The organism is Streptomyces sp. NPDC058308, from assembly GCF_042880275.1.
Taxonomy (GTDB): Bacteria; Actinomycetota; Actinomycetes; order Streptomycetales; family Streptomycetaceae; genus Streptomyces.
Map to the genome: position 1 here is coordinate 63,973 of NZ_JBHVZA010000021.1, position 26,450 is coordinate 90,422.

The window sequence follows — 26,450 nt, forward strand, 5'->3', positions numbered from 1 at the left end:
GACCCTAGAGACCGACGTGTTCGACCGGACTGATGTTCTGCCACGGGCAGAACATGACGGCTGTGTCTACGTAATGCGGGGGGCGCACGGCTCCGGGGGTTCCGAATCCGACGGTGAGGGTGAGGGTGAGGGGACGGACGGCCCCGTAGGTGAGGGGGAAGGGGTGTCGGAGGGGGCCGGGGTGGGGGTGGGGCACTCCGGGTCGGTCGAGGTTGGGGTCGGCGTCGGAGTAGGGCCGGGGTCGGAAGGGGCGGGGGTCGTTCCGGGGGCGGAAGGGGTCGGGCCGGGGCGGGGCGGGTTCGGGGAGGGGGAGCCGCCCGGGCGCGGGCGGGAGGGGTTGGACGGTGGGGGGCCTACGACCACGCCGGTGGGCCGGGTCGTGGGCGTCCTGCCGCCCGGTCCGGGGCCGGTCGGCAGCGGGCCCCGGCCGTCGGGCACCTCGTGGACGCCGCGGCGGTAGAAGTCCAGCCAGGCCAGGACGGTGCGCAGGTAGACCGCCGAGTGGTTGTAGCTGAGGATCGCCCGGTCGAGGTCCGCCTTGTTCGCCAGGTCGCGGTCGCCCGCGCACAGATAGCGGCCGGCGGCGAGCGCGGCGTCATGGATGTTGCCGGGGTCGGCGCGGCCGTCGCTGTTGCCGTCGGCGCCCCAGCGGGCCCATGTGGAGGGGATGAACTGCATCGGCCCCACCGCCCTGTCGTAGGTGGAGTCGCCGTCGTACGCCCCGTCGTCGGTGTCGGAGATCCGGGCGAATCCGGTGCCGTTGAGGACAGGTCCGAGGATGGGTGTGAGTGTCGTACCGGCCGCGTCGACCCGGCCGCCCCTGGCCTGTCCGGACTCCACCTTGCCGATGGCCGCGAGGAGTTGCCAGGGCAGTCCGCAGCCGGGGTCGGTGGCGGCGAGGGCGGCCTCGGCACGCCGGTAGGCGGTGAGGACGGTGGCCGGGATGCCGGACTGGGTCCGCGCCGCGGCGGCCTCGCTCCTGTCGGCCGGTGCGCCCTTCCCGGCGCGCAGAGGCGGGAGTTCGGTGTGGTAGGAGTCGGCCGACGATCCGGCGGGCGGGTCCCAGCCGCCGCCCCCGGCATCGCTTTCCGGGTCGGCGCCGTGGCGGGGTGGGGCGAGTGGGCCGTCGGGCGCGGCCGACGCGGTGAGTCCGGCCATCGCGAGGGCCGCGACGACGGTGCCCGTCATGCCGCGGCGGAAGCGGCGGCTGCCCTTGCCGCGGTGTCTGTTGCTCGTTGCCATGGCTCACCTCTCGGATTCGCGACGCTCAGCAGGTGGAGGCGGCGGGCCGGCCGGCGAAACGGTCGGCGAGATACCGCATGGCCTCGGCGTTAGCCGCCTGGATCGGCCAGAGGTGGTCGGCGACCGGCGGGCGGCCCGTGGTGTCGTACGTCTTCCAGGTCAGCGGCACGCCTTGCGCGCAGTACTCCCTGTGCAGGGCGTCGGCCTGGTGCGGTTCGACGAGGGCGTCCTGGGTCGCGTGGTACTGGAACACCGGAACCTTGATCTTCGGCGTCCTGCCGAGGGTGTTCTCCGTGTAGCGGGCGACCCAGGGCGGGTCGACGAGCGGGCTGCGGGTGACGTACGTGGACAGCGGCTTGTTGCCGTACTTGTTGATCATTTCCAGGGCGCAGCCGCCCGCTTCGAGGTCGGCGACCATGGCGCGTCCCGCGTCGTTGAGCACGTCGTGGAACCTGAGCTCCGCGTACGCGTGGTCGAGGCCGATGAGGGCGTAGAAGAGGAAGCCGGAGCCAGGGCGGCCGTTGAGCGGCAGGGCGACCTCCATGAGGTCGCCGGGGACACCGCCCGCGACGATGCCCTTGAGCTTGAGCTCCGGCGCGTAGTCCGGCTGGAACTCCCCCGCCCACAGCGCGGCGCCACCGCCCTGCGAGTATCCGCGGAACACGACCGGCGCGTCGGCGGAGAGTCCGGCCGCGGGCAGCCGCTGGGCGGCGCGGACCGCGTCGATGAGAGCGGGGCCAAGCGACCGGCCGACCATGTACGTCGTCTTCGGTGCGGGCCGGTAGCCCTCGTAGTCGGGCACCGCGACCGCGTAGCCCGCTTCGAGCATGGCGTTGATGACCCACTGTTCGTACAGGGCGCCCTTGGCGATCAGCCGGGACGGGGTGCAGCGGAAGGCGGGGCCCTGGGTGCCGGGGCCCCAGCCGACGACGGGCCGCGACGCGGGGGCGCCGCCCTTGGGCACCATGACGGTGGCGGTCGCCGCCCGGGGCTTGCCGAGCGCGTCGGTCGAGCGGTACATCACCTGCCAGGTGTCGGCCAGGGCGCGGGGTGTCGGGGTGCCGGGGTCGGTCTTGCGGGAGCGGATGACGTCGCCCGGCTCTCCGTCGGGCAGGGTCCCCGGCGGTACGTAGAAGTCGTCGGGCGGCAGCGTCGCGGCGGTGCTCGCAGGGGCCGGACGGGGCTCACTGCCCGCCGTGCCCGCGGACAGCGTGCAGGCCGCGAGGATCAGGGCGAGGGCGACGGTGAGCCGTCCCGCCCGGCGGATCGTCGGTACCGGCATGTCAGTTCCCTCCGCTCTCGGGAGCGTCGTCGGGGCCGCGGCGGGCGATCACCCGGTAGGCGTTGCTCAGCGAGGTCCGCCGTACGAGCGGTGCGAGCAGCAGATCGAGGCCGTACGCGGCGAGGAGCGGCGGCAGCGCGGCGAGCGCCACGGCCCAGCGGACGGCGACCGCGGCCCGTCCCGGCGGTCGTGCCAGCCAGGGCGCGTCTTCCTTGGGCATGGCGCGGGCCGCCCAGAACCAGGTGGCGCAGGCGAGGTCGACCGGGATGTGCTGGTTGCCGCGGCGGCGGGCGGACACCACGGTGAAGCCCATGCGTTCCAGCTCGCGGCAGAGGTTTCCGATCGGCACGAAGTGCAGGTGCTGGGGCTGGAACCAGGGCATCCAGCGACCGCGGAAGAGCCTGCCCAGCGGGGATTCGGGGTTGGGGACCTCGATGAGGAGGTGCCCGCCGGGCCGCAGCGCGGTGCGGGCGGCGAGGAGTTCGCCGCGCGGCGTCAGGGTGTGCTCCAGGTAGTGGAACATGCTCACCGTGTCGTAGCGTCCGGCCAGTTCCTCGGCGAGCAGCGTGAACTGTCCCCTGTACGCGACCTCGATCCGCCCCTCCTTCACGGCGAGTTCGACGCTCTCCCCCATGTCGAGGCCGTGGAACTCGGTGTCCTGGAGCTCCTCCTTGGCCGTCGCGCAGAAGTGGCCGTGCGAGGTGCCGACGTCCAGCCAGCGCCGCGGACTCGCATGGGCGCGCAGGGCGCGGGCGCTGTGCCGGAAGCGCTTCACGCTGCCGCGCCCGGCGAACATCTTGGCCGTCGTCTCCCCGCCCAGGCCGTCGTAGAAGTCGCCGTAGTAGAAGTCGAGCCCCTCGGAGGTCAGTTGCGGGTTCTGGAAGATGTGCCCGCAGTCGCGGCACTCGTCGAGGACGAAGCTGCCCGGCTTGTTCTGCACGTGGTCCCGGCTGCGCAGCCGGTGGCGGAGCCGGCCGGAGGCGCACCAGGGGCAGGTGGTGCGCGGGGGCCGGAAGAACCGGCCCGTTCCCGCGGCGAGCAGCCGCTGGTAGTGGGGCCTTCGCGCGGCTATGTCCGCAGTCCGTGCCACGGGTTCTCCTGTTCTACGACTTCTTCGACTTCTTCGACTTCCACGACTTCTTCGACGTGTTCGACGGCGAGCTCTTCGAGATGTGCGGCCGCGGCGGGCGCTCCGCCCGCCGCGCGGAAGGAGCGGCCGATGCGGCGGGCGGCCGCGGCGTGGTGGGGCCGCCCGAGCACGGTGTCGAGAGCGGCTCCGACGGCCTGGGCGTCGGCCCGGCCGAACCGCACCCGTACGCCCGCTCCCGCAGCGGTGACCTGGGCGGCGACCACGGGCTGGTCGTCGCGGATCGGGGCGACCACGAGGGGGACGCCGTGCCACAGGGCCTCGGTGACGGTGTTGTGTCCGGCGTGGCACACGACGGCGTCCGCGCGGGCCAGGAGGGCGAGTTGGGGAACCGCGGGGCGGATCAGGACGTCGTCGTCGCCGCACGGCCGGCCGAGGAGTCCGCCCGGGTCGGCGACCACCGCGCGCAGGTCGCGTGAGCGGGCTCGTACGGCGTCGACGCAGCGGGCGAGGAAACGGGCGCCCACCGTGGCGTTGACGGTGCCGAGGGAGACCAGGACCAGCGCCCGGCCGTCGTCCCGGTCGACCCACTCCCAAGGGAAGTCGGCGATGTCGCCGCGCGAGCCGAGCGCCGGCCCGACGAAGCGCACCGGACCGCGGTCCCGCGCCGGGGAGCCGGTGAGTTCACTGGTGGAGAAGACGAGCGTGAGCCGTGGCGAGAAGCGCGGGTCGTGGCGGGCCGAGGGGTCGCCGAGACGCTGTCGCAGACCGTCCAGGAGGTCGGTGAGCCACTGGTCGACCTTCGGGATGCCGAAGAGACTGCCCGAGAGCTCCGCGGAGGTGGTCGAGGAGGTGACGTGGGGGACGCCGAGCCGCTCCGCGACCAGTGCGCCCGCGACCGTCTGCTGGTCGACGACGAGCAGGTCGGGCCCGAACTCCATGACCGCGGTGGTCACTCCGGGCGCCATGGCGTACGCGAGCGGTGCGAAGAAGTCGTCCCACAGGAACTTCAAAGCCGCCACGCCGCGCAGCTCGCGGGGCCGGTCCTCGATGCCCGGCGCGCCCGCGCAGGGAAAGACGCGGCTGTCCGCGGCCACCAAGCCTTGCAGGGCCGCCGGTTGCCCGGCCCAGGCCACCTCGTGGCCCCGCTCGGCGAGTGCGGCGGCGACGGCCGAGGCCGGGTTGATGTGACCGGCGAGCGGCGGCACGACGAAGAGGAAACGGCTCATCGGGCGACGCCCCCGGAGAGCAGCCGCCGCACCGTCCAGTCCAGGGTGAGGGCACCGACGTGTTCGGCGGCCTCCACCAGGACCGAGTGCTTCTGGCCGGGCACCACGACGACGTCGCAGTCGGGCAGCAGTGCCGCCAGGCGGGCGGTCTCCGCGGCGACGAGGCCGCCCTGGCCGTTGACGAGCAGCACCGGGCGGTCGAGGGCGCGGAGTTGCGCGTCGCCGAGGGTGCGGCCGCCCGGGATGTCCCGCGCGATGGAGGTGGTGGCGATCAGCCGCCCGGCGGCGCGTCCGAGGCGGGCGATGTGCGCGTCGTGCAGGCCGTCGCCCTGCCGGGTGGAGGCGAGCGCCCCGTACTCGGCGACGAACCAGGCGAGCGCCTCCTCCTCGGACCGCTCCCCCGTCACCCGGTGCAGGGCCCCGGACATGGTGGTGGCCCAGTCGCGCGTCGCGGGCCCCGACTCGACGACGGTGACGGACGCCGTACGCGCCGGGCGGTGCACGGCGAAGTCCAGCGCCACCGTGCCGCCGAAGGAGTTGCCGACCAGGTGCACCGGCTCGGTGATGCCCAGGGCGTCGAGCAGGGCGACGAGGTCGTCGGTGAAGTGCTCCAGTGTGTAGCCGGTGGGCGGGCGTTCGCTGCGGCCGTGCCCGCGCAGGTCGTACATGAGGACGTCGAAGCCCGCGTCCGCGAACTGCGGGCCGAGCGTGAAGTAGAAGCTGGCGAGGCTGTCGATGAAGGCGCCGTGCAGGAAGACGACGGTCGGCGCGCGGCCGTCGGCCGTCATGACCCGCGCTCCGGAACCGTGGGGAAGCCGCTGTACATGGTGGAGGAGGCCGTTCGCCCGTACCCTGGCCACGGTCAGCCTCCCGCGCCGGGCCGCAGGGCGCGGCAGAGGTAGGCGACGAGATCGCCCACGGTCAGGGCGATGATCTCGTCGAGCTCCAGGCTCGCCAGGTAGGCGGCGAAGTTGGCGTCCGGCCCGTACCGGTCGGCGAGCAGGCCGGCGAGGGTCACCAGGTCGATGCTCTCCATCTCCAGGTCGTCGCCGAAGCGGGAGTGCGGGCCGATCTCGACGGCGTCCGGTGCGTAGTCGCCGAGCACCGTGGTGATCATCTCGGCGACTTCTCCGAGCACGTGGCGCTCGTCCGGCGCCGCGGTCGTCTTCACAGGTCGTTCTCCTTCGCTGTCCAGGCCACGACGTAGTCCTTGTGCTGAGCTCCGGGTGCGGGGGCGGGCCCCAGGTGTTCGCAGCGCACGTGGTGGCGCTGCCGGTCCGTCTCGACGATCAGTCCGTACGGGCGCACCCCGCGGACGGCGAACCGCCGCGGTCGGCCGCGCAGCCCCAGGCCCTCGGCCTTGGCCGCGGCTTCCTTGGCCGCCCAGAACCGGGTGAACCACACGGCCTCGCGCTCACCGCCGGCAGCCGTGCCGAGCCCGGCGAGCAGGGCGCGTTCCCGGTCGTCCAGCGCGGTGCGGTGGGTGGCATCGGTCCGCTCGGCGACGACCTCGACGTCGATGCCCACGCCCGTGCCGGGGTGCTCCCGTTCGGTGTGCGGCCGTACGAGTGCGACGGCGGTCTCCGCTCGGTGGGCCAGCGACAGATCGAGGGCAGGCAGTTCCCTGCCGTGCACACCGACGGCGTACGGCCGTCCTTCGGCGTCGTTGCGGACGGCGATCTCCGCCGGATACACCGCGTCCGCGGACCGCCGCCACAGCCAGTGCCGCACCGCGTCCTTCGCAGCGATCCGGCCGAGCAGCCACTGGCGGCGGCCGCGCGGCGGGTGCTTCTCGTAGGCGGCGCGCTCGGCGGCGCCCAGTTGGGTGCGCATCACGAGGTCGCGCGAGGCCAGGTCGGGCCAGGCGTCGGTGAGCAGCGTCCAGCCGCCGGGCCGGGCCTCGGACAGGGTGCGGCGCTCGGGGTAGCCGCCGGGCCGGTCGGCGCCGGGCACGTCGAAGCGGCGGTCCTGCCAGCCGGTGACCTCGGCCCAGACCGTGCCCCCGACGCTCAGCTGTACGTCGGCGGTGAGTGCGGGGCCGGTGAGGGAGGTGACTCGGACGTGGCACTCGGCGGGTGTGCCGGGGGCCGGGTGCGGGCCGAAGAAGCGGAAGGCGTCCATCCGTACGGGGAAGACGACGGTGCGCTCGGTGTGTTCGGCCAGGATCCAGTGGCCGAGCAGCTGGCCGACGTTGTCGAGGAGCGCGCCGGGGGCGGCCGGGGCGGCGATGGTCCCGCGGACGTGCCGGTCGCCGATGCCGGTCAGCTCGGTGACCCCCTGGAAGGCGGGGCCGTGGAACATCCACCGGTCCCGGTAGAGGTCCTCGGCGGTGATCGCGCAGGGCCGCTCGTCCGTCTCCCGGCGCCAGCGTGCGGGTGGACGGGCGGGGTAGCCGTCGGCGAGTTCGAGCACGGCCCGCGCGTACGGCCCGAACGCCACCCGCATGAGCCGCTCGTCGGGTTCGGGCGTCACGACGACCTCGACCCGGGTGGCGGGTTCGGCCGCGAGCCACTGCTCCAGCCGTACGTCGTACACCGCGACGACCCGGCGGCCGGGGCGGGCTCGCTCGGCGGCCCGCACCATGTGGTGGATGACGGTGGTCGCGGGGACGACCGGGTGCCGGTCGCAGAGGTCGGGCCAGCCGGGGCGCTGCGGGATCAAGCAGTGGTCGAGGAGGTGGGGCATGGCGGTGGTGCCGATGACGAGCTGGGTGCGGTCGCGGGGCTCGGTGGCCGCCGGCGGTGTGCGGGTCTTTCCTCCTGTCTTTCCTCCTGCGGGGCAGGCCGGTTCCGTTCGGGCGGTGGGCGGCGTCGCGGCCCCGGGTGCCGCGGGCGATGCCGACCCCGGCGGGGTGGCGGCCCGTTCAGGTGCCGCAGTCGCGGTGAACAGCGCCACCGCGGTGTCCGCCGTCTCGGCCAGCGCGGACCGCAGTTCGGCCGCCGCGGGGAAACGGGTCGCGAGGGCGTCGAGGCGGCCGGGCGTGGGCGCCGGGGTGCGGTCCAGCGCGGCGAGGAGGTCCGCGCGCAGTTCCGACCGTACGGCAGACGGCAGCGACACCGACGCGGCGCCGAGGTCGAGGCGTACCGGTGTCCGGGCGGTGGCACGGCGGGGCAGCGGGGCGTGCGCGGCCCGGGGGCTGCCCTCGGCCCACAGCGCGGCGACGACGCGGCGCAGTTGGGCGAGCCCGCCGCAGCGGGGCGTGTCGGCGGCGACGGTCAGACCCTCGCGGCCCGCCAGGGTGTCGTCGATCAGGGAGCTGAGGCGGCCGGTGCCCATCTGCACGAAGGCCCGGAACCCGGTCGCGTACATCGCGTCGATCAGCGGCCGGAAGCGGACCGGCTCCAGGAGGTGGCGTACGAACAGGGCCCGGACGTCGGCCTCGGCCGGAGGGAAGGGGGCCGCGGTGGTGCCCGACCAGACGGGAATGCGGGGCGTGCGCACGGGGGCGCGGTGCACTCCTGCCGTCAGGGGGGTCAGATAGGGGGCGAGCATCGGCGTGTGGAAGCCGGAGCGGAATGGCAGGATCTGGGCGACGATCCGCCGCTCGCGGAAGTCCCGCACCAGGACGTCGACCGCTTCCTTCGGGCCGCAGATCATGGACTGGGCGGGGGCGTTGTCGTGCGAGAGGACCACGTCGGTACGGGCGCCGAGCACGGCCCTGACCTGCTCGGCGGACGTGCCGAGTGCGGCGAACACGACGCCGGGGACGCTGAGGGAGTCGGGGTCGAAGTCCGCGAGGAGGGCGTCGGCCGTGGCGGCGTCGTACAGGCCGCCCGCGAGCATCGCCGACCACTCGCCGATGCTGTGTCCGGCCACCGCGTCGGGTTCGATGCCCAGGGCGCGCAGGGCGCCGTCAAGGACCCGGCCGACGGCGAGCACGCCGATGCCGTGGCGTCCGACGTCGCCGACGACCGTGGCGTCCCCCGTCGGCAGCGGCAGTCCGAAGTGCCGGGCGACCTCGCCGACCCGGGGCGCGAACTCCGCTTCGAGACCGGGGAAGACGAACGCGAGTCTGCCGCCGGCCTCGGGAGTGAGCAGGGGGTCCGGGGTGAACCACACGTCTCCCCTGCCCCGCCAGGCCCGCCCTCTGGCCACCGCGCGGCGGGCCAGGGCGAGGCGTCTGGCGTCGGGGGCCACGACCGCGAGGCGGACGCGGCCCGCGAGCGGCTCGGTGTCCGCCTGGTCGCGCAGCGCGGAGTCGGGGACGGCGAGCCGGTCGGCGAGGAGTCCGGGGCTCTCGGCGGTGAGGCGGAGCACCGGTTCCGCTTCACGGACGACGGTGCGGGCCGGTGCGGCGGGCGGCCGCGGAGCCTGTTCGAGGACGACGTGGGCGTTGATGCCGCCGAAGCCGAAGGCGTTCACCGCGGCCCTGCGGACCTCGGCGTCCCACGGCCGGGCCGTGCCCAGCGGCCGGAAGCGGGTGGCCGCGAGTGCGGGGTGCGGGTCCTCGCAGTGCAGGGTGGGAAGGAGCGTCGCGTGGTGCAGGGCCAGGGCGGCCTTGACGAGGCCCGCGGCGCCTGCGGCCGGCATAGTGTGGCCGATCATCGACTTCACCGAACCGATGACGCCGCGCCGCTCGTCCGGTGAGCGATCCTGCGGCGGCCCGAACACCGTGGCCAGCGTGGCGAGTTCGGCCGCGTCACCGGCCGGGGTCCCGGTGCCGTGGGCTTCTAGGAGGCCGAGGGCGCCCGGGGCGCGCGGGTCGAGCCCGGCCGCCCGCCAGGCCTGCCGGACAGCCCGGGCCTGGCCGCCCGGATCGGGGCTGAGCAGGCTCGCGACGCGGCCGTCGGCGGCGACGCCCGTACCGCGGACGACCGCGTAGACACGGTCCCCGTCGCGGGTCGCGTCCGCGAGACGCTTGAGGACGACGATGCCGGTGCCCTCACCGATGAGGATGCCGTCGGCCTCGGCGTGGAAGGGGCGGCTGCGCTCGGAGCGCGACAGGGCCCCGAGGCGGCTGAAGACGCTCCACAACGTGATGTCGTGACAGTGGTGGACGCCGCCCGCGAGCATCATGTCGCAGCGTCCTGTGGTCAGTTCGGCCACCGCCTGGTCGACGGCGATGAGCGACGAGGCACAGGCCGCGTCCGTCGTGTACGCGGGTCCCCGCAGGTCGAGCCGGTTGGCGATGCGCGACGCGGCGAGGTTGGGGACGAGGCCGATGGCCGCCTCGGGCCGGTCGGGGCCCAGCTGCCCGGCGAAGGCCTCCTCGATGCGGGCGAGCCGGGCGGGACTCAGCTCCGGCAGCAACTCACCCAGGGTGAGCCGGAGTTGCCGGGCCGTACGCACCCGCTGGTCGTTGCGGGCCTGGGCCGGGGTGAGATAGCCGCCGCGACCGAGGACGACACCGACGCGGTCGCGCCCGGGGAGGCGTTCCTCGCCGCCCGCGTCGGCGATCGCGCGGGCGGCGACCTGGAGGGCGATCAACTGGTCGGGTTCGGTCCCGTGCACGGAGTCCGGCAGCACGCCGAAACCGACGGCGTCCACCGAGGCGAACTCGTCGACGAAGCCGCCGCGCCGACAGTAGATCCGCTCCGGGTAGAGGGCGGCGTCCCAGCGGTGCCCCGGCGCCTCGGCGATGGCGTCGGCTCCGGCGACGAGGTTCTGCCAGTAGGCCGCGAGGTCGGGGGCGCCGGGCAGCAGGACCGCCATGCCGACGATGGCCACATCCGTCATCGCGGCCTCACAGACCCGACGCGGTGAGGACGACGGACGTCGACGCCGGGTCGCCCCAGGCGAGCTCACGGAGCAGCGCGAGCACTCCCTCGTCGGGGTCGATCAGCCCGACACCGCGGCGTGCGTAGTCGCGGCCAAGCTCCGGGGTGACCATGCCGGTGTGGGCGCCGACGGGCGCCCAGGGCCCCCAGTGCACGGTGAGCGCGCGGTGGCCGGTGCGGGCCGACCAGTCGGCGCCGAGGCTCTCCAGGGCGTCGTTGGCGGCGGCGTAATCGCACTGGCCGCGGTTGCCGAGCACGGCGGAGACGCTGCCGAACAGGACGGCGAACAGGCGTTGCCGCCCTTCGGAGAGCGCGGCCGCCGCGTCCAGGAGGTGGCGGGCCCCGTCGACTTTGGTGCCGTACACGCGGTCGAACGACGCGGCGTCCTTGTCGGCCATCAGCCGGTCCTCGATGACGCCCGCGCCGCCGACGACGCCGTCGATCCTGCCGTGCTCGGCCATGACCTCCTTCAGTACGCGGTCGACGGCGTCCGCGTCGCGCAGATCGGCGGCGTGGTAGCGGGCGGGGCAGCCGAGGCGCGTCAACTCGGCGAGGGTGGAGGCGACTTCGCGCTGGGCGAGGATCAGCCCGGCGGCCCGGTCGACCTCGCCCGGGGAGCGGCCGCCCTGGGCGGCGAGCGCCGCCCGCAGCCCGGCGCGGTCCCGTGCCACGGCCGTGGCCGGGGATTCGGGAGTGTCGGGCAGCGGGGTGCGGCCCAGGAGTTCGACGCGGCAGCGTGCGGCGGCGGCGAGGGCCAGGGCGAAGCGGGCGGTGATGCCGCGCCCGCCTCCGGCGAGGACCACGACCGACTCGGAGGTGAGCCCGCAGGCCGCGGCCTCGGCTCCACCGTCGTCCGCGGGTCCCGCGCCGCGTTGCGCGGCCGGGCCCAGCGGGACGGGCTCCGGACGTGGCGCGAAAAGGCCTTCGGGCCTGTGATCGACCACGGGCTCGGGCCCGGGGTCGGACAGCTCGGCCACCAGCGCGTCGGCGAGGTCCGCGTCCGGGGGCCGATGCGCCAGGCGCACCAACCGGACGTTCGTAGCGGAGTGTTCACGCGCCGCCGTACGGAACAGACCGGCCAGACCGGCTCCCGCCGCACCCGAGGCCGGGCAGGCACCGATCAGCCAGGCGGGGCGAAGCGCCAGCGCTGCGGCGAGTCCCGCGAACCCGGCGGGGAGCACGGGCCCGGCGTCGTCCGCCAGCGCGCCGAGGTGGACGACGCCGTCCAGAGCGCCGAATTCCTCGGTCAGCACGTGCTCTCGGCCGAGCGGTAGGGCGTCGGCCCCGCGCTGCCGGAGCCCGGCGACCACGAGGGCGGCCACGCGGCTTGCCCGGTCGGCCCGTGCGGCCCGGTCGGCCCGTGCGGTGCCCTGATCCGCCCCGGCGGTATCAGCCGGTCCCGCGTCCGCAGGAGCCTCGCCGAGCACCGCGAACCGCTTTCCGGTCAGGTCGAGGGCCGTGGTCCCGGTCGGCCTCGACAGCGGTTCCGGTCGGACGACATAGCGTCTGGGGACCGTCCCCAGGAGTGCCGCCGACGCCGCGTCATCCCGAGCCGCGTCATCCCGAGCCGAGGCTTCGGGCAATCCGGCCTCAGGCAGTCCGGCTTCAGGCAGGCAGCCCTCCTCGGGCAGTCCGAGAACCTCGCCCCCCTCCGCCGGTACCGCCTGCCGTGCCCTCAGCCACTGAGTGATCGCTGCCGCCGTCCGGGCCCTGGACAGCGCTTCGAGTGCGGCGTCGTCGAGCCGCACCGCGTCCGCTCCCGCGCCGAGGAGCCCCGCGAGCTCCCCGGCGATCTCGGTGCGCTTGATGGAGTCGATGCTGAGGTCGGCCTCCAGATCGAGGTCGGGCTCGATCATGTCCGCCGGGTAGCCCGTGCGGTCGCTGATGATCCGCAGGACGGCGCCGAGCAGATCGGCGCCGGTCGCGGGCCGCGGCCGTTCCGCCTCCGGCACCGGCTCCGGCACCGGCTCCGGGTCCGGCTCCGGGTCCGGCTGGACCGCCTCGGGGCGGGCAGCGTGGCCGTCTCGTGCCGGAGTGGCGAGCACGGCCTCAGAAGCGGGTGCGGCCGAGGCGCCGAAGTGGGCCAGCAGTACGTCACGTTGGGCCGCCACGAGCTCCCGCGTCCCCCGGAGGAAGTCGGCGAGCAACGCGTCCCGGCCTCCCGCTCCCCCGTCGTGGTGCGTGCTCGTGCCGGTCACGTCGGCCTCCAGAGTGATGCGTCGGGCCGGACGCAGTGCGCCGGGCAGGGGGTCGCCCGAGGCGTCCCGGACGAGGTGGCCGTCGACGGTCCAGGCGGCGGGCCGGGCGGGTGCGGACGGCTCGGTGCCGGTCGTGGCACGCCCGTGGAACAGCCACCCGGTGGCCACGGGCACGCCCGCGACCGCGAGCCGGGCGAGGGCGGCGAGGAAGCCGGGCAGTCCGGCCCCGGCCTGTGGCTCGGTGGGGATCGCGTGGTGCGGGCGGTCGCCCAGGATCCGGCCGACGAGTGTGCTCAGTACGGTGCCGGGGCCCGCCTCGACGAAGATCCGTGCCCCGGCCGCGTACATCGCCTCGATCTGCTCGGCGAACCGTACGGGTGAAGCGATCTGCTCGGCGAGCCCGTCCCGGATCGCCTCGGGCGAGACCGGGTAGGGCGCCGCGGTGGCGTTGGCCCACACGTCGAACTCCGGTATGCCCACGGCGACTTCGGCCAGGTCGACGGCGAACGCCGGTCCCGCGCCCGCGAGAAGCGAGCTGTGGAAGGCGCAGGCGACGGGCAGCAGCTTGGCGCTGTGACCGGCGTCGCGCAGCGCGGTCACCGCGTCCCGCACCGCGTCGGCCGGTCCGGAGACGACGCTCTGGGCCGGGGCGTTGAGGTTGGCGAGGACCACCTGGTCCGCCAGCCCCGCGGAGCGCAGGGCGTCCAGGATCGGGACCGCGCCCGCCCCGATCGCGGCCATGGCGCCGGGGACGTCGCCCGCCGCGTCGAGCATGGCCTCGGCACGGCGGGCGCTCAGCGCGATCAGGGCGTCCGGAGTGAGGGCGCCCGCCACGCACAGGGCCACGAGTTCGCCGTAGGAGTGCCCGGCGGCCATGTGCGGCCGTACCCCGGCGCGGGCGAGCAGATCGGCGGTGGCGAGCCCCGCAATGCCCAGGGCCGGTTGGGCATTGCGGGTGTCGGTGAGCCCGGCGCGCTGCCGTTCGTCGGCGTCGGAGGTGAAGCCGGTGGGCGGATAGAGCGCGGGTACGCAGGCGGAGGCGCGGCGGAGGTGCTGCTGGACCTCGGGGAAGGCGATGAACAGGTCGCCGCTCATGCCGGGGCGCTGGCTGCCCTGGCCGGGGAAGAGGAAGGCGATCCGGTTCTCCGTATGCACGCTCGCGTCCGCATCGGCGTACGCGTCGGCGTCGGCGTACGCGTCGGCGTCGGCGTACGCGTCGGCGAGGAAGATCCCGGCCGCCGGGTCGTGTTCGCCGGCCACGGCTCGGCGCAGCAGTACGGGCAGGCCGTGCGGGTCGGTGGCGACCACGGCGATGCGCACCGGCCCGGTGCGCCGCGCGGCTCGCCGGGCGGTGGCGGCCGCGAGGTCCCGCAGCCGCGGTGGGCCGGGCTTCCGGTCCATCAGGTCGAGCAGCAGCCCTACCTCGCGGGCGGCTCCTTCATGGTCGTCGCCGTGGAAGGTGAACAGTTCCGCGGGCCAGTGGGCGTACCCGTGGGCGGGAGGCGCGCCGCCTTCGTGAGCGCGCAGGACCACGTGGAAGTTGGTGCCGCCGAATCCGAAGGCGCTGACCCCGGCGCGTCGTTCGGCGGGTTCGGCCGCCCAGGGACGAGCGACGGTGTGGAAGGCGAAAGGGCTGGAGTGCGGGTCCCAGGCCGGATTGGGCCGGGTGAGCTGCCGGGTGGGCGGCAGCACACCGGTGTGCAGGGCCAGGGCCGTCTTGATCAGACCGGCCAGGCCCGCGGCGCACTTGGTGTGCCCGATCTGGGACTTCACGGAGCCGAGCGCACAGGCACCCGCACGGGCGCCCGCCTGCGCGAACACCTCGGTGAGCACGGTCAGTTCGGTGCGGTCGCCGACCACGGTGCCGGTTCCGTGGGCCTCGACGAGGCCGACCTCGGCCGGTGAGACACGGGCCTGGGCATAGGCGCGTTCCAGGGCGAGGCGCTGGCCCGTGGGACCGGGCGCGGTGAGGCCGAGGGCGCGGCCGTCGCTGGAGCGGCCCACTCCCCTGATCACGGCGTAGACGCGGTCGCCGTCGCGTTCGGCGTCGGTGAGCCGCTTGAGCACCACGCAGGCCACGCCCTCCCCGAGCGCGATGCCGTCGGCGTCCGCGTCGAAGGTGCGACAGCGGCCGGTCGGAGACAGGGCGCCCACCGAGGAGAAGAGCAGGTAGTCGTTGATGCCGTTGTGCAGATCGGCGCCGCCGCACAGCACCAGGTCGCTGGCGCCCTGGACGAGCTCCTTGCAGGCGACGTCCACGGCGGCGAGCGAGGAGGCGCAGGCCGCGTCGACCGTGTAGTTGGCGCCGCCGAGGTCGAGGCGGTTGGCGATGCGGCCGGAGATGACGTTGGCGAGCATGCCGGGGAAGGAGTCCTCGGTGAGGCGCGGCAGTTGGGCGGACAGGGCCTCGGGCACGGAGTCGAGGTAGGAGGGCAGGACGGTGCGCAGGGTGGTCGCGTGCGCGAGATCGCTGCCCGCTTCCGCGCCGAACACGACCGACGCGCGGGAGCGGTCGAAGGCCCGGTCCGCGTACCCGGCGTCGTCGAGTGCGCGGCGGGCCGCTTCGAGGGCGAGCAGCTGAACGGGCTCGATGGCGCCGAGCGAGGCGGGCGGAATGCCGTAGGACAGGGGGTCGAAGGGGATACGGGGCAGGAAACCGCCCCATCGCGAGGGTGAGCCTTGCCCACCGGTACCGGTGCCGCCACCGCCATCGGCATCGGCATCGGCGCCACCGTCGTAGTACACAGCCGGGTCCCAGCGGTCGGCGGGGACCTCGGTGACCGCGTCGGTCCCGGCCAGGATCTGCGCCCAGTAGGCGTCGAGGCCGTCCGCCTGGGGGAACATGCAGGCCATGCCGACGACCGCGACGTCCAGCGGCTCGGGTGCGGCGACAGCCGTCGGCGCCGGGGGCGCGAACCGGGGTCGCTGAAGGGCTCTCTGCTCGGCGAGGAACTGCCGCGCCCCGGGCCCGACTTCAAGGTGCAGCGCGCGGATCGTGGTCGGTCGCGTGCGCAGCAGGGACACCTGCCCGGCCATGAACATTCCTGCGGCCAGCTGCCGCTGCTCGTCCGCGGGGGCCAGTTCACCGTCGCGGCGCTCCACGCCCTTGGCCGCGATCCGCAGCCGGCCCAGGTTCAGGCGTTCCAGCTCCGCCCATATCCGCTCCGGTGCGAGACCCTGACCCCGCAGCCTCCTCTCCTCGGTGGCGAAATCCGCGGTGAAGGGGCTCGGCACGCACCGGGTGGCATGGCCGGGCGCGGTCCGCAGGAGAGCGGTCGTCCGGGCCGCGGCGAGCTGCTCCTGGAAGCGCGGCTGCACGGCGCCGAGGGCGACCGCCTCCTCGGTGAAGAGGTACGCGGTGCCCATGAGGACGCCGACCGCCATGCCCTGCGCGGCGAGCGGGGCGGCGAGGGCCGTGACCATCGCCGATGACCGCGCGTCGTGGATGCCGCCGGCGAACATCACCTGGGTCTGCGCGAGCCCGTCGGGATGGTCGGCCGCGTAGTCCTCCAGGACCGCCAATTGCGCTTCCCACAGCGGGAAGGAGGCGAGGGGCCCTACATGGCCGCCGCACTCGGAGCCCTCGAAGACGAACCTGCGGGCGCCCGCTTCCAGGTACTGCCGCAGCAGCCCCGCCGACGGGACGTGCAGGAAGGTCCGGATACCGGCGGCCTCCAGTTCGGCGGCCTGTCCGGGTCTGCCGCCCGCGATGACGGCGTGGCTCGGCCGGACCTCCCGTACCGCCACGAGCTGGGCCTCGCGGACCCTCTCGTCGGCGAAGCCGAGAATGCCGACGCCCCAGGGGCGCTCGCCCAGCGCGGCACGGGTGGCGGTGAGGAGGGCGCGGGCCTGTTCGCCGTCCGCGAGAGCCAGCGCCAGGAACGGCAGCCCGCCCTCCTCGGCGACGGCCGCGGCGAACTCCGGCCGGTCACTCACCCTGGTCATCGGCCCCTGAGCGAGGGGGAGTTCGACGCCTTCGACGCCTGCCGACGGGGGCGGGGGCACGGGGGCCACCACTTGTGCGATGGCGGTACGTATCCCCCGTACAGCCTTCGACGCCGTCCCCCACCGTGCGGCGAAACGGGCGGCCAGGAATCCGTCCTCACCGACGGGTAGCGCGCGCTCTTCACCGAGGGCGTCGCGGGTGCCGCCGTGGATGCCACGGGTGTCGCAAGTATCGCGGGACTCGCGGGTATCGCGGGTATCGCCGTCCCTTGGCTCACTCGCCGCTTCCCGCGGCACGCCCCGTCGGCGCAGGATCCGTCTGCCGTCGACGACGACCGTCCCCGTGCCGTCCATCCCCTCCAGCGCGGCCCGGTCCCGTTCGGGCAGGCCGGATTCGGCGAGCAGGGCCAGCTGGGTGTCGAGGACGACCCCGTTCGCGCCGCCGAGCACGGCGGCCGCGGCGGTACGGGGGCCGATGCCGCCGCACGCCCAGACGGGCAGCGGCACATCGGGGTCGGCGAGAAGCTGCTGCAGCAGGACGAACGTACTGAGGTCGCCGACGCGTCCGCCACTCTCGCTGCCGCGCGCGACCAGGCCATCGGCCCCGTCGGCGACCGCCCGCACGGCTTCATCGCGCGTGGTGACCTCGACCAACACGGAGTAGTAGTTGCCGAGTTCGCCCGGCAGCCAGGCGGAGTCCACACCGAGCAGTACGGTGTGCGGGCGCCCGGCCGATGTCGTGTCCAGGTCGCCGGGGCGCAGGGCGCAGCGCTCTCCCACCCGCACCCCGAAGCGGTCGGGTTCCCAGCGGCAGAGCCGGGCGAGTTCCTCGCGTGCGTGCCGGTCGCCGGTCCCGAGGTCGAGCATGCCGAGACCGCCGGCCCGGCACACCGCGCTCACCAGACGGGCGTCCGGGCGGCCGAAAGGGCTCACCCCCATGACTGCGTCCAGGCTTTCCTCAGAAAACAGCACCAGAACTCCGACCGCTCGGCGATGCAGGCATTTACGTTGAATGGGAAAACGAGTCGAGAGCGGAAGTTAGCGGCGTTCCGAGAAACAGGTCAAGGGATGTTTCGCCGCACAAGGAAGTTCTGTTGTGCGGTGAGTACGGAGTCGGGAGCACTTGTCATCCGGAACCACTTCGCGTTTTTTGGCAACGGCGTATGAATCCCGGCGTCTCTCTGCTCACCTGGTGATGAAGCCGTCCCCGAATACGGGCAACTGGATTCCGCTGGTAATCCACATCTTGACCGCCCAACTACCCGTCAGTAGTTTACGAATCCAAAACAGGGCCGTAACTGGCGAGGACAACGACAAGTACGGCCATTTCCCCTTCACCGTTCTGCTCCTTCACGCGGTACGAGAGGCAGCTGATGAGAGCTCAGCGAAAGAGAACCAGGACGCGTCGCGCCCTGTGTACGGTCGCGGCCACAGGCCTTGTGGCCGGGCTGGTCACCCTGACGGCAGGCACAGCCGCCGCCGGTCCGGTTCGGCTGGACCAGAAGTACACCTGCAAGTTCCCGATCATCAACAACGACCCGATCGAGATCCACATCTCCTCGGACATGCCCACCTCCATGAAGGTGGGCGAGACGGTGCCCGAGTACGACATCAAGGCCGTCACCAAGGTCGGCGCGCGAGCGGCCCAGGGCCTCGGCGTCATGGGCGCGGTGACCCTGGAGGGCAAGGCCACGGCGGACGTGGTCGTCACGCTGCCCGGCGGCGACGGCACGCTGCCCATCAAGGTCGTCAACACCGTCGCCAAGACCAACATCCCCAACCCGGCGGCCGCCTTCGACGTCAACGCCAGCGGGAAGTCGCCCGGCTCCCTGCTGACGTGGGCCAAGCCCGGCACCGCGAAGTTCGATGTGAAGGGCCTGAAGCTGCACAACATGATCGCCCGGGACTCGGCGGGCGCGCCGGTCCAACTCCCGCCGTTCGGCGACGAGTTCGACGCCACCTGCACGCTCGACGCGGGGCAGGCGACGCTGCTGCACACGATGGAGATCCAGGGCGACGGCCCCGGCCCGGGCCCTGGCCCCGACCCCACGACCGGCAAGCAGAACGTGCACACCAAGGTCACGCCCAAGCAGGGCGGCGGTCAGCTCACCATGGCCCAGGCGGGCGACACCGTCGCGCTCTCCCCGGTCGAGGAGGGCGCGGGCGGCAGCTCGACCGGCGATCTGCAGAAGGTGACCGTCAAGGACGCCCGTAACGGCGCCACCGGCTGGTCGCTCACCGGGAAGGTCACCGACTTCACGGGCGGCGCCGGCAGCATCGGAGCGGACAAGCTCGCCTGGACGCCGTCCTGCGCGACGGCGGCCGGATCGGCCAGCACCTGCGTGCCGGGCACCCAAGGACCGGTCGGCACGGTGGGCGCCACGCTCGCGAGCGCGCCCGACGCGGCGCGGACCGGCGGCGAGTTCACGGTCGGCGCGGGTCTCGCGCTCGACGTGCCGAAGACCGCGGCCGCCGGTGATTACGCGGCCGTGCTCACGCTGACGCTGACCTGATCCCAGGACGCTGACCTGATCCCATGCCCTGACCGGTGGACCGGCCGTTGTGCGACGGCCGGTCCACCTCTCGCGCTCTGGCGCGTGCGCCTCTCGCGCGCTGCTCCGCCTTCCCCTTCCCCTTTCCCTTCCCGCCGTCCACCTCGCTTCGGGGGCCGCATGAAACCCGTCCGCGCACTGCTCGCGCATCGCAGACCTGCCGCCGTACTCGTCACCGCCCTGACCCTGGCGTCCGGCCTGCTCACCGCGAGCCCACCACCGGGCGCGTACGCCGCCGACAACGGACGCTGGTCCGTCTTTCCCGCCGCCGCGTCCGCCAAGTCCGGCGAGTCCGGCGAGCGGGCGGCCAAGGACGGGAAGCACCGGGCGTACTTCCGGATGAAGGCCGACCCCGGCCGCGCCGTGCACGACAAGGTCACCGTCTCCAATCTCGCCAAGGAGCCGGTGACCTTTCTGCTCTACGCCGCCGACGCCTACAACACCCCGCGCGACGGCGGCTTCGCGGTCCGCGAGCCCACCGCGAAGCAGCGGTCCGTCGGAGTGTGGACCCACCTGGAACGCTCGGAGGTCACCGTCCCGGCCAACGGCAGGGTGACGGTCCCCTTCACCGTGGACCTCCCCCGCACCGCCCCGCCCGGCGACCACCCAGGAGCCGTCATCGCCCTGGACAAGCGGGTCGCCCGCGCCAAGGGCACCGGCGTCGGCATCCGCCAGGCGGTCGGTGCCCGGATCTATCTCCAGGTCAAGGGTGAGCGGACGCCCGGCCTGCGCGTCCAGGACGTCCGGTTCGACTACGAGGTCCCCGTGCTGCCCGGCCTCGGCAAGGACGCCACCGTCACGTACACCCTTGTCAACAGCGGAAACGTGCTGCTGGCGCCGAGAGTCGACCTCAAGGCCGAGGGTCTGTTCGGCCGGACGTCCTTCGACAGCGCGGGCAATACGTTGCCGGCCGAGCTGATGCCGGGCCAGCGGGTGCGGATCACCCAGAAGTGGGCCGCGCCGCCACCGCTGGACTGGGGCAGCGTCGAACTGACCGCGAGCGACAAGGGCGGCGAACTGGTCGAGAGTGCGAGCACGGCGTATCGCACGGTGAACTGGGGCGTGCTCGCGATGTTCCCCCTTGTGGTGGTGCTCCTGGCCGTGGGCGTGGTGGTGCGGCGCCGCAGAGCCCGTACCGCTGCGGGGAGTTGAACCGTACGACTCGGCGACGACTCGCCTCTTACGGCACGTATTACGGCACGTCGTCTTACGGCACGTCGTCTTACGGCGCGTATTACGGCAACGTATGACGGCACGACCGCGGGCCCGGAGCGCCGACGCTGCTCCGGGCCCGCTGCGCCGCCGTACGGCGGGGAGTGCCCCCGGGAACGCGGATTCCCGGGCGCCGCGCGGCAGCGGACTCAGGCGGTTTCCTCGTCCTTCCGCAAGCGCCGCGGCAGATAGTGGAAGGCCACTACGCCCGCGGTGCCGAGGCCGCCGGCCGCCGCCAGCAACAGGCCGATGCCGGGCAGGCCGGTCGAGGCGAGGCTGCCCGAGCCGCCGGTCACCTCCGTGTCCAACTGGGCGCCGGGGCCGCCGGATCCGCCGGTCGTGGTCCCGCCGCCGGTCGCCGGAATGCCGGAGTCGGCCGGGTCGGTGGGGTCGGTGGGGTCGGCGGGCTGATCCGTCGGCGGATCCGTCGGGGGGTCCGTGGGAGGGTCGGTCGGCGGATCGGTGGGCGGGTCCGTGGGCGGATCGGTCGGGTCCGTACCGCCGCCACCCGTGATCGTCATCTTGTGCAGCAGCGTCTTCTGGCCCGCGTCGAGGGTGCACTCCGCGGTGAACTCGTCGCCATTGGGCGGCAGTTTCACCGGCTTTCCCGCCGCGTCCCGGGCGATCATGTTGTGCAGTTTCAGGCCCTTCACATCGAAGGCCGCTTCACCCGCCTTGCCCCAGGTCAGCAGCCCGCCGGGCGATTTGCCCGTCGCCGTCACCTCGAAAGCGGCCGGAGGATCGGGGATGTCGGCCCTGGCGACGGTGTTGACGACCTTGATGGGCAGCGTGCCGTCGCCGCCGGGCTGGGTGACGACGACATCCGCCGTGGCCTTGCCCTCCAGCGTCACCGCGCCGAGCACGCCGAGGCCTTGGGCGGCTCGCGAGCTGACCTTGGTGACGGCCTTGATGTCGTACTCGGGGACGGTCTCGCCCACCTTCATGGTGGCGGGCATGTCCGTGGTGATCGCGGCTTCGATGGCGTCGTTGTTGATGATCGGGAACTTGCACGTGTATTTCTGCGTGAGCGACACCGGCTCGGCCGAAGCGCTGCCACCCCCGCCGGCCAGCGCGAGGAACACCGCGGCAACCCCGGTCAAGGCCGACCCCCGTGCCAACCTGGCCGTGGTTTTCCCTGGTTGCTCTCCTCTGCGGTTCCCCATGCGGTCTCCCTGTGTGGCCTGTCCGAGAATGGGCGCAATCGAGAAATGAGTACTGACAGGAAGGGATCCCGTCAACCCGATCGGCACAGCGCGACGTGGCGGGGCGCGCAATTTGTCATCCACGCACCATCGCATGCTCACCACCGCCACAAAACCTCGGCCGGTCGACCGCCTTTCACCATCAGGGCGGAACAGACCTTGACCCCCCAGCTACCCATCAGTAGTTTGCGTATTCGAAACACCGCCGTATCACCTGTGGAATTTCGGCAGGAAAACTCCCTCGCGGCGGAACATTTCGCATCTCCGATTTCCTTGGACGGCTGGGCCGGCGAGTCCGGAATCGCAGAGGTGGCACCGACGTTCGTTCGTGCCCATTCACGTAGCCCGAGAGGTAGCTCATGGGAGCGCACAAGAGACAAGTCAGGGCACGCACTGCCCTGAGCACGGTGGCGGCCGCCGGCCTCGTCGCCGGCCTGGTCGGCCTGGGCGGCGGTTCCGCCTCCGCCGACCCGGTGAAGCTCGCACAGAAGTACACCTGCAAGTTCCCGATCATCAACAACGATCCGATCGAGGTCGAGATCACGGCCGACATGCCCGCCACCATGAAGGTGGGCGAGACCGTCCCCGAGTACGACATCAAGGCCGTCACCAAGGTCAGTTCGCGGGCCGCCCAAGGCCTCGGCGTGCTCGGCGCGGTCACGCTGGAGGGCAAGGCGACCGCCGATGTGAACGTGACGCTGCCGGGCGGCGGCGGCAACCTGCCCATCAAGGTCGTCAACACCGTCGCCAAGGCCAACATCCCCAGCCCGGCGGCCGCGTTCACCGTCATCGCCAGCGGCAAGTCGCCCGGTTCCCTGCTGACCTGGGAGAAGGAGGGCACGGCCAAGTTCGACGTGACGGGCCTGAAACTGCACAACATGATCGCCCGGGACGCGGACGGCAAGCCGGTCCAACTGCCGCCGAACGGCGACGAGTTCACCGCCAGCTGCACCATGGACGCGGGTCAGCCCACCACCCTCCACACGATGACCATCAACGGCGGCGGCACGGATCCCACGGACCCGCCGACCGACCCGCCGACGGATCCGCCCACCGACCCACCGACCGACCCGCCCACCGATCCCCCCACCGACCCGCCGGGTGACGAGCCGGTGAAGCTCAACTTCGGCATCAAGGGCACGTCGTTCATCAAGGCCGCCAACGGCAACGCCGCGCTCTCCGGCGGCATCGACACCCGCTACGACCTGAGCAAGGGGACCTTCGACGCGGACCTGAAGCTCGACCCGACCAAGGGCCAGTTCACCATCATGGGCTTCCTGCCCACGACCGCGGACATCGCCTTCGAGCAGGCCGGCAAGACCAACGGAACGCTGGACACCGCCGGTGCCCTGAAGTCGCACTCCGAGATGGCCGTCAAGCTCGGGAGCGTCAACGTCTTCGGCATTCCCATCGGCGGTGGCCCCGACTGCAGGACCAGCGGGCCCGCCAAGATCGACCTCGCCAGCGAGGGCCGCTTCCAGCCCTACAAGGGCGGCAAGCTGAAGGGCACGTACACCCTGCCCGCTCTCAAGGGCTGCGGCGGCCTCAACGACATCATCAGCGCCTTCACCGCAGGCCCCGGCAACACCATCGACATGGACCTCACCTACAAGAGCTAGCCCCCCGTGGTGAGTCCGCATCCCGACCCGGCCCCCCGCCACTCCAGGCGGGGGGCCGTCCCGTTCCCCCCAGGACTTGCACCACTTCCAGGAATTCAGGACCTCAGAACTTCAGAACTTCAGAACTTCCAGGACTTGGAGAGACAGTGTTGAGATCGCGCGACATACCGCTGCGCATCGCCTCCGCCGGAGTGCTGCTCGCCGTGCTGACCGGCTTCAGCTCCGGCCCGTCGGCCGCCGCGGAACCGGCACCCCTCACGCAGACGTACAAGTGTGTGTTCCCGATCATGGAGGACGATCCGCTCACCGTCGTGATCAAGACGGACCTGCCGGACAAGGTGCGGGTCGGCGCGCGGATCCCGGCCTCCGAGGTCGTCTCGGTGGCCAAGGTCAGCAAGGCCGCGGCAGCCGCCCTGCGGACGGTCGGCGGCGTCACCCTCGAAGGGGCCGCCACGGCCGGCGTCACCGTTCACATGCCGGAGGGGCCGCTGAACATCGGCATCGACAACACCATCGGGAAGACGCCCCTGCCGGACCCGCCCGCCGCCTTCGACGTGACCGCGACCGGCCACACCCCACCCCTGACGTTCCGGCAGCCCGGCGCCGTACGGATCGACGTCGACAGCCTGCTCCTCACCATGACCCCGCGGGACGCGGCGGGCGACAAGACCGCGCTCGACACCTTCGAGACCGAGTGCACCCTCGACCCGGCCGACCAGAACAAGACCCTGCACACCATCCAGGTGGAACCGGCGCCGACGGACCCCGGGGGAGAACCGGTGCCGCTCGGCTTCGGCATCTTGGGCAGCTCGTCCATCAAGGCGGGCAACGGCGGCTTTCCGCTGGCGGGCGCCCTGGACACCCGCTACGACCTGGACAAGGGCACCTTCGACGCCGACCTGCGGCTCGAACCGACCACGGCCCGCTTCACCCTGCTCGGCTTCCTGCCCACGACCGCGGACGTCGCCTTCGAGCAGACCGCCCGTACGACGGGAGCCGTCGATACGGCGGGCAGCCTCACATCGCACTCCGAGACGCACGTCAAGCTCACCGGCGTGAGGGCGTTCGGCCTGCCCATCGGCGGCGGGCCGAACTGCACGACCGTCGAACCCGCCAGGATCGACCTCGTCGGCGAGGGCCGCTTCGAGCCCTACAAGGGCGGCAAGCTCAAGGGCACGTACACCCTGCCCGCTCTCACGGGCTGCGGCGCTCTCAACGACGTCATCAGCGCCTTCACCGCGGGCCCCGGCAACACCATCGACATGGACCTCACCTACGAGAAGTAGCTCAGCCGGCCGATGCCGCCGAGTGCCCGGCGCCGTTCAGGCCCGAGCACTCCGGCGCCTTGTCGAAGGCCCGCTTGAGCGCGGGGTCGGCGCGGAAGTCCTGGGCGGGGCCCTGGTACGCGCCCGCCCGCTCCATGCCCTCGGCCGCCTTCTGCAATGCCGCCTTCAGCGACTTCTCATCGGTGACATCGGCCTTCTTGAGCTCGGCGGTGGTGCCGGCGAGCTTGCTGCGGGCGCCGCGCAGGTTCGCGAGTGCCTTCTTGTACGCGGCGTCGCCGCCCTTCACGGGTGGCGCGCCGTCCTTGCGCATCTTGCCGTCCAGGGCGCCGAGTTGCCGGTCGAGCGCGTCCATGAAGGTGACGACCTCCGCGTGGTACTTCTTGGCGTCCTTGTGATCCGAGGCGGGAAGCGTCAGCTCGGCCCCGACGTCCTGCACGCTGTCGCAGACGTCCGAGGCCCAGTCGACCTGCGGGCCGTCGTCGACGCGCGAACTGCACCCCGACATCATCGCCGCGGCCGCGACCCCGAGGGTGGCGGACAGGAGCGCGGCGGTGCGCCGCTTCTGTCTCGTGCTCTTCATGTCCGGCTCTCCTTCGTCTCTGGCATTGCTTCGTCTCTGGCACTGCTTCGTCTCTGGTTCTGCTTCATCCATGTCTGGCTCTGCTTCATCGGCTGAACGTGTCGATGTTCGCGATCCGCCAGGACCCGCCCCGGTGGACCACGTCAACGGCGAACATGGCTGCCGCCCGGGAGGCCGAACCCCCCTTGGCCGTACTGGTGTTGCTCTGATCGGCGAAGACCAGGACCCGGGCCCTGCCACCGTCGATGGCCTCGACCCCGCTGTGCGTGACGGTGGTGGTGAGGACGAGCTTCTGCCGGGCTCCCTGGGCACGGAGCGGCGCGAGCATCTCCCGGTGCTGGCCGACCGCCTTGCCGGTGAGGTACTTGTCCGCGGCCTTATCGGTACGGGCCGGGTCCGTGTGGTCGTAGGAGAAGACCGCGTCGACGGCCTGGCCGACCGTGCCCTTCACATCGCTGGTGCGGGCCGTGTCGGTGAGTGCCGCGTTGCGCAGGGCGGGCGCGTCGCGCAGGTCTTCGGCCCGGACGTGGGCGAGGACCGCGAAGGCCGTCGCGAGTACGGCGAGCAGGGCAAGCAGCGCGAGCAGCAGGGGCCGGGGGACGGACCTGCGCACGGTTCGGGCGGGCCGTTTCCGGGGCTTCGGTCGCGGGGCTCGCGGCGCGGGCGCGGGTGCCGCCCTGCGGCTCTCGGCCGCGGCCAACCGCCGCTGCCTGTTGACCACATGACGTGTCGTCGACATGGAAAGGCCCCTCAGTCGGACGGAGTATCGGTGGGCGCTTCGCCCGCGGGGGCCTGGCCGAGCCCGCTCAGCTTCCAGCCCTCACCGGTGCGGGTGAGTTCACCGAGCAGTCGGCTCTCCTTGCTGCTCGGCTTCTTCTTCGGCGGGTCGACGGTGATCCGCATCGCGATGAGGACCCCTGCCCGGCCTTCTCTCGCATCCAGTTCGGTGACAGCGCCGGACAGCACCTCGGCCTTGGTGACCGTGCGCGCGTTGCGCACCTGCTTCTCGAACTCGCTTCTGCCCTTGCGCAGTTCTTCGAGGAGACTTCCGGTGGCGGACCGCTCCCAGGTGTCGAGTCCGTGCTCCAGATCCCGGTGGTCGAGGGTGTTCATGTTGAGTACGGCCTGCTCGCCCGCCGCGAGAACCTCGTCGCGGGTCTCCGCGAATCGCGCGGAGTCGTCGTGGGCCGCCGCGTACCAGGACGAGCCCGTCCAGCCGGCGAAGCCCAGGGCGACGGCCGCCGCCGTGGCGATGAGCGAGAGTCTCGTACGCTCCCGCGATGTCGTACGTGCCATGTC

16 protein-coding genes are annotated in these 26,450 nt (G+C 72.9%); 4 read left to right on the forward strand and 12 right to left on the reverse strand.

The window, feature by feature from the left end; all coding sequences use genetic code 11:
- Positions 1 to 66 precede the first annotated feature (66 nt).
- From ACFVYL_RS26315 to ACFVYL_RS26350, 8 genes are all read right to left on the reverse strand, one after another.
- Positions 67 to 1,242, reverse strand: coding sequence for a lytic transglycosylase domain-containing protein (locus tag ACFVYL_RS26315; RefSeq protein ID WP_389719967.1), 1,176 nt, complete (start codon positions 1,240 to 1,242; stop codon positions 67 to 69).
- A gap of 25 nt (positions 1,243 to 1,267) precedes the next feature.
- The gene (locus ACFVYL_RS26320) at positions 1,268 to 2,524 is read right to left on the reverse strand and encodes a lipase family protein (protein WP_389719968.1); all 1,257 of its coding nucleotides are present in this window, start codon (positions 2,522 to 2,524) and stop codon (positions 1,268 to 1,270) included.
- A gap of 1 nt (position 2,525) precedes the next feature.
- Entirely contained in the window at positions 2,526 to 3,614 is a 1,089-nt protein-coding gene (locus ACFVYL_RS26325) for a class I SAM-dependent methyltransferase (protein ID WP_389719970.1), read from the reverse strand.
- Entirely contained in the window at positions 3,593 to 4,840 is a 1,248-nt protein-coding gene (locus ACFVYL_RS26330) for a nucleotide disphospho-sugar-binding domain-containing protein (protein WP_389719971.1), read from the reverse strand. The genes ACFVYL_RS26325 and ACFVYL_RS26330 overlap by 22 nt, the downstream gene beginning before the upstream one ends.
- Complete coding sequence (locus ACFVYL_RS26335; RefSeq protein ID WP_389719972.1) at positions 4,837 to 5,628, reverse strand: alpha/beta fold hydrolase; 792 nt, start codon at positions 5,626 to 5,628, stop codon at positions 4,837 to 4,839. Before ACFVYL_RS26335 ends, ACFVYL_RS26330 begins: the two co-directional genes overlap by 4 nt.
- A gap of 74 nt (positions 5,629 to 5,702) precedes the next feature.
- On the reverse strand, positions 5,703 to 6,011 hold the full coding sequence (locus ACFVYL_RS26340; protein ID WP_389719973.1) for an acyl carrier protein: 309 nt from the start codon (positions 6,009 to 6,011) through the stop codon (positions 5,703 to 5,705).
- Positions 6,008 to 10,516, reverse strand: coding sequence for a beta-ketoacyl synthase N-terminal-like domain-containing protein (locus tag ACFVYL_RS26345; RefSeq protein WP_389719974.1), 4,509 nt, complete (start codon positions 10,514 to 10,516; stop codon positions 6,008 to 6,010). Before ACFVYL_RS26345 ends, ACFVYL_RS26340 begins: the two co-directional genes overlap by 4 nt.
- 7 nt (positions 10,517 to 10,523) lie before the next feature.
- Complete coding sequence (locus tag ACFVYL_RS26350; RefSeq protein WP_389719975.1) at positions 10,524 to 17,639, reverse strand: SDR family NAD(P)-dependent oxidoreductase; 7,116 nt, start codon at positions 17,637 to 17,639, stop codon at positions 10,524 to 10,526.
- Between the two features lie 434 nt (positions 17,640 to 18,073).
- Between ACFVYL_RS26350 and ACFVYL_RS26355 the strand changes: the two genes are divergently transcribed.
- Both ACFVYL_RS26355 and ACFVYL_RS26360 read left to right on the forward strand, forming a co-directional pair.
- A complete protein-coding gene (locus ACFVYL_RS26355; RefSeq protein WP_389719976.1) occupies positions 18,074 to 19,213 on the forward strand; it encodes a DUF6801 domain-containing protein in 1,140 nt (379 codons plus the stop codon).
- Between the two features lie 159 nt (positions 19,214 to 19,372).
- Entirely contained in the window at positions 19,373 to 20,404 is a 1,032-nt protein-coding gene (locus ACFVYL_RS26360) for a WxL protein peptidoglycan domain-containing protein (RefSeq protein WP_389719978.1), read from the forward strand.
- A 209-nt stretch (positions 20,405 to 20,613) separates the two neighbouring features.
- Here the strand turns inward: ACFVYL_RS26360 and ACFVYL_RS26365 are convergent, their stop codons facing one another.
- Positions 20,614 to 21,564, reverse strand: a complete 951-nt coding sequence (locus tag ACFVYL_RS26365) for a DUF6801 domain-containing protein (protein ID WP_389719979.1) — start codon at positions 21,562 to 21,564, stop codon at positions 20,614 to 20,616.
- A 509-nt stretch (positions 21,565 to 22,073) separates the two neighbouring features.
- On the opposite strand from ACFVYL_RS26365, the gene ACFVYL_RS26370 reads away from it, so the two are divergent.
- A complete protein-coding gene (locus tag ACFVYL_RS26370; protein ID WP_389719980.1) occupies positions 22,074 to 23,285 on the forward strand; it encodes a DUF6801 domain-containing protein in 1,212 nt (403 codons plus the stop codon).
- A 149-nt stretch (positions 23,286 to 23,434) separates the two neighbouring features.
- Complete coding sequence (locus ACFVYL_RS26375) at positions 23,435 to 24,571, forward strand: DUF6801 domain-containing protein (RefSeq protein WP_389719981.1); 1,137 nt, start codon at positions 23,435 to 23,437, stop codon at positions 24,569 to 24,571.
- 1 nt (position 24,572) lies between these two features.
- Here the strand turns inward: ACFVYL_RS26375 and ACFVYL_RS26380 are convergent, their stop codons facing one another.
- The 3 genes from ACFVYL_RS26380 to ACFVYL_RS26390 form a co-directional block, all read right to left on the reverse strand.
- On the reverse strand, positions 24,573 to 25,151 hold the full coding sequence (locus tag ACFVYL_RS26380; RefSeq protein ID WP_389719982.1) for a hypothetical protein: 579 nt from the start codon (positions 25,149 to 25,151) through the stop codon (positions 24,573 to 24,575).
- 85 nt (positions 25,152 to 25,236) lie between these two features.
- Positions 25,237 to 25,890, reverse strand: coding sequence for a hypothetical protein (locus ACFVYL_RS26385; RefSeq protein WP_389719983.1), 654 nt, complete (start codon positions 25,888 to 25,890; stop codon positions 25,237 to 25,239).
- A gap of 11 nt (positions 25,891 to 25,901) precedes the next feature.
- Positions 25,902 to 26,447 (reverse strand): hypothetical protein, encoded by a 546-nt coding sequence (locus tag ACFVYL_RS26390; RefSeq protein WP_389719984.1) that lies wholly within the window; start codon positions 26,445 to 26,447, stop codon positions 25,902 to 25,904.
- Between the last annotated feature and the right edge of the window lie 3 nt (positions 26,448 to 26,450).

Excerpts from the sequence above, each read along its gene's own strand:
- ACFVYL_RS26315 (WP_389719967.1), bottom strand. The coding sequence starts at position 1,242 with ATGGCAACGAGCAACAGACACCGCGGCAAGGGCAGCCGCCGCTTCCGC.
- ACFVYL_RS26320 (WP_389719968.1), bottom strand. The coding sequence starts at position 2,524 with ATGCCGGTACCGACGATCCGCCGGGCGGGACGGCTCACCGTCGCCCTC.
- ACFVYL_RS26330 (WP_389719971.1), bottom strand. The coding sequence starts at position 4,840 with ATGAGCCGTTTCCTCTTCGTCGTGCCGCCGCTCGCCGGTCACATCAAC.
- ACFVYL_RS26335 (WP_389719972.1), bottom strand. The coding sequence starts at position 5,628 with ATGACGGCCGACGGCCGCGCGCCGACCGTCGTCTTCCTGCACGGCGCC.
- ACFVYL_RS26345 (WP_389719974.1), bottom strand. The coding sequence starts at position 10,516 with ATGACGGATGTGGCCATCGTCGGCATGGCGGTCCTGCTGCCCGGCGCC.
- ACFVYL_RS26350 (WP_389719975.1), bottom strand. The coding sequence starts at position 17,639 with ATGGGGGTGAGCCCTTTCGGCCGCCCGGACGCCCGTCTGGTGAGCGCG.
- ACFVYL_RS26355 (WP_389719976.1), top strand. The coding sequence starts at position 18,074 with ATGAGAGCTCAGCGAAAGAGAACCAGGACGCGTCGCGCCCTGTGTACG.
- ACFVYL_RS26360 (WP_389719978.1), top strand. The coding sequence starts at position 19,373 with ATGAAACCCGTCCGCGCACTGCTCGCGCATCGCAGACCTGCCGCCGTA.
- ACFVYL_RS26380 (WP_389719982.1), bottom strand. The coding sequence starts at position 25,151 with ATGAAGAGCACGAGACAGAAGCGGCGCACCGCCGCGCTCCTGTCCGCC.
- ACFVYL_RS26385 (WP_389719983.1), bottom strand. The coding sequence starts at position 25,890 with ATGTCGACGACACGTCATGTGGTCAACAGGCAGCGGCGGTTGGCCGCG.
- ACFVYL_RS26390 (WP_389719984.1), bottom strand. The coding sequence starts at position 26,447 with ATGGCACGTACGACATCGCGGGAGCGTACGAGACTCTCGCTCATCGCC.